3 protein-coding genes and 3 pseudogenes are annotated in these 4997 nt (G+C 68.6%); all 6 read right to left on the bottom strand.

Going from position 1 to position 4997, the window contains the following annotated elements:
• A pseudogene (locus tag AC1VAN_RS15775) lies at positions 1-241 on the bottom strand (beta-ketoacyl-[acyl-carrier-protein] synthase II); the annotation flags it as partial.
• Positions 238-792, bottom strand: coding sequence for a DUF3261 domain-containing protein (locus tag AC1VAN_RS15770; RefSeq protein WP_480986154.1), 555 nt, complete (start codon positions 790-792; stop codon positions 238-240). The gene AC1VAN_RS15770 and the pseudogene AC1VAN_RS15775, both read right to left, overlap by 4 nt.
• Positions 780-1825, bottom strand: a pseudogene (locus tag AC1VAN_RS15765) (NAD(P)/FAD-dependent oxidoreductase). Before AC1VAN_RS15765 ends, AC1VAN_RS15770 begins: the two are co-directional and overlap by 13 nt.
• Before the next feature lie 62 nt (positions 1826-1887).
• On the bottom strand, positions 1888-4233 hold the full coding sequence (locus tag AC1VAN_RS15760) for an MMPL family transporter (protein ID WP_442251995.1): 2346 nt from the start codon (positions 4231-4233) through the stop codon (positions 1888-1890).
• The gene (locus tag AC1VAN_RS15755; RefSeq protein ID WP_099785846.1) at positions 4226-4855 is read right to left on the bottom strand and encodes an outer membrane lipoprotein carrier protein LolA; all 630 of its coding nucleotides are present in this window, start codon (positions 4853-4855) and stop codon (positions 4226-4228) included. Before AC1VAN_RS15755 ends, AC1VAN_RS15760 begins: the two co-directional genes overlap by 8 nt.
• A pseudogene (locus tag AC1VAN_RS15750) lies at positions 4852-4997 on the bottom strand (acyl-CoA thioesterase); the annotation flags it as partial. The gene AC1VAN_RS15755 and the pseudogene AC1VAN_RS15750, both read right to left, overlap by 4 nt.

The raw sequence follows: 4997 nt of genomic DNA, 5'->3' as shown, positions 1-4997 counted from the left end.
GCGCCAGTGCCACGTCCAGCAGAGCATTGTTGCGGCCACGCAGGGACACCGGCAGTTCCTCCAGCGTCGGCAGCGGGCTGTGCACTTCGCCCAGCGCGAGCGTGCGACCTGGCAGCAGGCTGGCGTTGTCGCTCAGGCCGCCGGGCGCATCGGCAAACAGCGCAGCAGCCACCGCGGCGCGGCCCTCGCCCAACGCGCAGACCACGCCGAGGTCGTTCAGGAAAATGGGAGCGCTCTTCATTCCTGGCCGGCCATGTCGATCGATTCGATGCGCAGGGTGTAGCCCTCGGCGCGGTTGTCCAGCTGCACGCTGCCATCGCCCAGGCGCTGCAGCTGCAGCCACACGGTGCCGTCGCGGGACAGGCTGCGCTGGCGGCCGTCGTCGCTCACCTGCCAGCCGGCCGGCAGCGCGGCGGCAATGGCGTCCGTCGGCCAGAGCGCGAACTGCAGGTCATCCAGTACGCGTTCGGCACGTACCTGTGGCGGCAGCCACGGTGCACGCTGCTGGGTCAGCTGCTGGCCGTCCCACTRCAGGCGCACGCCGGTCTGGCCCATCGCCTGCACGGCCAGCCGCACCTGCTGCGCGTCGGCTTCCAGCAGCGCATCCAGATCACGCTCGTGGCTGCCGAAGCGGAAGTGCAGTTGCTGCTGCAGGGCCAACGGCGCCGGCAGGCTGGACGGTGCCAGCCGCAGCGGCGGCAGGTCGACCAGCGGCCGCGGCATGCGGCTGGCACAGGCGGCCAGCAGCAGGCACAGCAGGACCGCGGAGAGGCGGACGATCAGGCGCTGCACAGTTCCTCCAGCACGCGCATGCGACGGCCACTGTCGTCGGCCACATACGGATTGTTGGTGTCCCAGGCGTAGCCGGCCAGGATGGAGCTGATCATGTCGCGTACCTGCGGCTGCTGGTCGGGGTGGTAGATGATCTTCTGGAAGCCGCCCTGGTACCAGCTTTCGACGAAGCGGCGGAAGGTTTTCACACCGGCGCGCAGCGGAATCGAGAATTCGCTTTCCCAGTCCACGGTCTCGCCCGCGTAACGGCGCTTCAGGCATTCGCTGGCCAGCTGCGCCGACTTGAACGCGATGGTGACGCCGGAGGAGAACACCGGGTCGAGGAACTCACCGGCGTTGCCCAGCAGCGCATAACCCGGGCCCCACAGCGAGCTGACATTGGCCGAATAGCCGGTGATGCGGCGCACCGGCAGCACCGCCCATTCGGCATTGGCCAGCAGCGAGGTCAGGTTCGGATCCTCGCCGACGATGGCCTGCAGCTTCTGCAGGTCGTCGCCTTCGTAGCGCTCGAAGAACGATGGCTCGGCGACCACGCCCAGCGAGCAGCAGCCGTTGGAGAACGGAATCGTCCAGTACCAGACGTCGATGTGCTCGGGATGGGTGGTGATCAGGATCTTGTTGCGGTCGAATTCCGCTTCGGCCGGGATGTTGTCGCGTACGTGGCAGAAGATCGCGCCGCGCACCGGGAAGTTGGACGGTGATTCCAGGTCCAGCAGGCGTGGCAGCAGGCGCGCGAAGCCAGAGGCGTCGAGGATGAAATCGGCTTCGATGCGGTACTCGCTGCCATCGGGGCGGCGCACACGTCCTGCAGCAGGCCCGCCGCTTCGATGTATTCCATGCTCTGCGGCAGCAGGCTYTCGCCRATGGARAAGCGCGGGAACTGCTGGCGYTCCAGCATCAGCACCCTGCGGCCCTGCTGGCGCAGCATCGCCGCGGCCACCGAGCCAGCCGGGCCGGCGCCGATGATCAGGATCTCGGTACGTTCCACGTCTTCGTGGCGGGAAGAATCAGCGGCATCCACAGCAGTAGTCATCGGTGCGTCCTTGTTGCTCGATCAGGTGGAAAAGCGGAGGAATCGGAATGAAGCGTGCCCGGTCAGGCCGGCGGAGCGTCATGCGGTGTCGGCCGGAACAGCGGCGAGATCAGCCACACCAGGCCGATGCCGAACAGCAGGGTGAGCCCGAACGCACGCAGCGCCGGCGTCTGCGAAAGACCCAGCAGTCCGAACGACAGCCAGGTGCTGGCCGCACCCACGCATACCGCCAGCCAGGCGCTGGCATCGCCGCGGTGCTCGATCAGGAAGATGCCGTAGTCGATGCCCATGCCCAGCAGCAGCATCAGCGCCAGCACGTTGAACAGCTGCAGCGGCTGGCCGAACAGGCCGAGCAATCCGAGGGTGAGCGCGCCGGCCACCAGGGTCGGTGCGAATACGCGCCAGGCCTGGCGCCGGTAGCGCAGCCACAGGGCGCCGAACACCAGCACGATGCCGACCAGCAGCAGGCCGCCCATCAGCTTGCGGTAGTGGCCCAGCAGCTGCGAGAAATCGGCCGTACGGTCGACCCAGCGCACGCCGTCCAGGCCTTCGGCAGCACCGCGCAGGGTGGCCAGTGCATCGGCACGCGACAGGTCATCGACCATCACCACGCTGATCATCTGCCCGCCCACGTTGCCGACCCACAGGTGGCGGAACGGCTGCGACGCCGGCGAGGCGAGGAAGGCCTCGGCGCTCAGCGGCGCCGCTGCGAATGCGGGGCGCTGCAGGGGCTCGCCCACCGCTTCGCCCACCGCGGCCAGCACGCCGGGTTCCACCCTGGCGGTCAACGCCGCATCGGCCTGCTGCCGTGCGGGCGATGGCAACCAGTCACTGATTGCGCGGTAACCGCCGATGCGCTTGTCGTGGGTCAGTTCACGCAGGCGCGTGGTCAGCGCTTCTTCGCGCTGCAGCAGTTGTGCGGCATCGCTGCCCTGCACCAGGTAGAACTGCGCCGGGCTGGGCATGCCCAGCAACTGGCTGAGGCGGATCTGCTGGGCCATCAGTGCCGGCGGCGAGGACTGCAGGCTGCGCAGGTCGTCGTTGCTCTGCAGGCGGGCGATGCCGATGACCGACACCAGTGCGGCCACGCCGAGGAAGATCGCCACCGGGCGACGCCCGTGCAGGCGCGGGAAACGCTCCAGCGTGTTGCCCAGCCACTGCGCGAAGCGGGTGGTACGGATCTCGCCACCGTCCAGCCACGGGAACCAGAAGATCACCGTGAGGAAGGCAGCGGCCAGCCCCACCACCGAGAACAGCGCCATCTGCCGCAGGCCGGGGAACGGCGCCAGGCCCAGCGCCAGGTACGCCAGCGCACTGGTCAGCAGCGCCAGCCACAGTCCCGGCAGCAGATGCCGCAGCAGCTTCCAGCGACGGTCAGCCGGTTCGGCCTGGCGCGAAGCGAACCAGTGGATGCCGTAGTCCTCGGCCACGCCAACCAGCGAGGCACCGAACACCAGGGTCAGCACATGCACCTTGTCGAACACCAGCACGGTCACCGCCAGCGCCACGCCACAACCGATCAGCAGTGAGGCGGCAACCAGCAGGATCGGCCGCAGCGAGCGGAACGCCAGCCACACCAGCAGCAGCACCGCCGCCAGCGAGCCCCAGCCGATGGTGTTGATCTCCTGGTTGGCCTGCACGGCAGCCGCTTCGGCATGCAACGGCACGCCGGCATGCAGGATCTCCAGATCCGGCGCAGCGGCCTTGGCCGCCTGTCCGGCGCGTTCGAGCAGGCCATCGAGATGACGCTCGCCATCGAGCCTGAAGGCCGAGCCCGGCGTATCGAACTGCAGCGCCGCCCAGTGCTTGCCTTCGGCCTCGAGCAGGCCGTCATCGCCCAGGCGCAGGCCGGAGCCCTGGGCCTGCTGCTGCCACCACTGCGGCCACAGCGACAGCGGATCCTGCCGCCACTCGGTCAACCGCGGCGCGCCCATCGGGCCGTACAGCGCGCCGAGTGCCTGTTCGGCCAACGCACCGGGTTCGGCCTGCTGCAACTGCTCGCGCTGGGCCGGGGTCAGCAAGCGATCGCGGTACGGTGCGTAGAACGCACGCGCCTCATCGAACCAGCCTTCGATCGAACCACTGGGCACCAGCAGCGCGCTGTCGGCATCACTGGCCATCGCCGCGGCGAACGCGGCCTGCGCGCGCTTGGCAGCGGCACCGTCGGTACTGCCGAGCAGCACCACCACCTGCCGCGAGCTGCCATCGGCGATGCGCCGGGTGACGTCGCTAAGCAGGCGGTCGTGCGCGTCCTGCGGCAGCAGGGCGAGGATGTCGGTGTCGATCCGCGACTCCTGGCTCCACAGTCGCCACTGCTGCGCACCCAGCACCAGCAGCAGCAGCAGCCAGGCGATGCCCAGCCAGTGCCACCAGCGGCGCAGGCGATCCGGTGCGGCGCTGTCACTCAAAGCGGCGCGCCTCGTCGGCGTTCAACGTGGCCGGCGCTTCGCTCAGCGCAGTGAACTGGATGCGGGTGCGATCCTGGTTGGCTTCGATGATCTCGACCTGGCGCACGTAACGGTCGCCCTGCAACGTCAGCGACTGGAAGGCCTTGGCCAGCATCGCCGACTTCGGCGTCAGCTTCAGGCGCCAGCCCTGCCCTTCACGGGTGGCCTCGACGTTGAACTGGCTGGACAGTGCCTGCACGTCACCGCTCATCAACGCGAACATGATCGCGTTGACCGAGCGCATCGCCGGCTGCTGGCGCGCGTCCAGTTCGACGCGGGTGCTGCCATCGCGCTGGCGGCTGAGGATTCGGTCGGCAGTGACCACCACCTCCGACGGGAACGGCTTGAGCGTGGACCAGATCACGCCGTGCTTGCGCGCGACCACGAACTGGCCCTGCGAACGCAGCGGGTTCTTGAAACCGCTGACCTGCTTTTCCTGGGTGAACTGCCCGCGCAGCACGTCCGGTCGGGCGACGGCCTGGGTGATGGCATCGACGGCGGCATCGGCCGCCTGCACCAGCGGTGCGGCCACCAGCAGCAGCGCGCACAGCAGCACGCGCGGAAGACGAAGGGATCGGTTCACGGGGCAGGCACTCCAAGACGCTGCCACAGCACCGGCGGGCACTGATACAGCATTTCCTTGCTGGCCGCGTCGACCGCGACCTGGATGGTCATTGCGCGGGTCAGCACCTGGCCGCTTTCCGCATCGAGGATCTCGTATTCGA

It is taken from the genome of Stenotrophomonas sp. 05L44_2 (assembly GCF_056665995.1).
The sequence above is the reverse complement of the archived record's forward strand: the minus strand, read 5'-3'. Positions and strand labels throughout refer to the sequence as shown.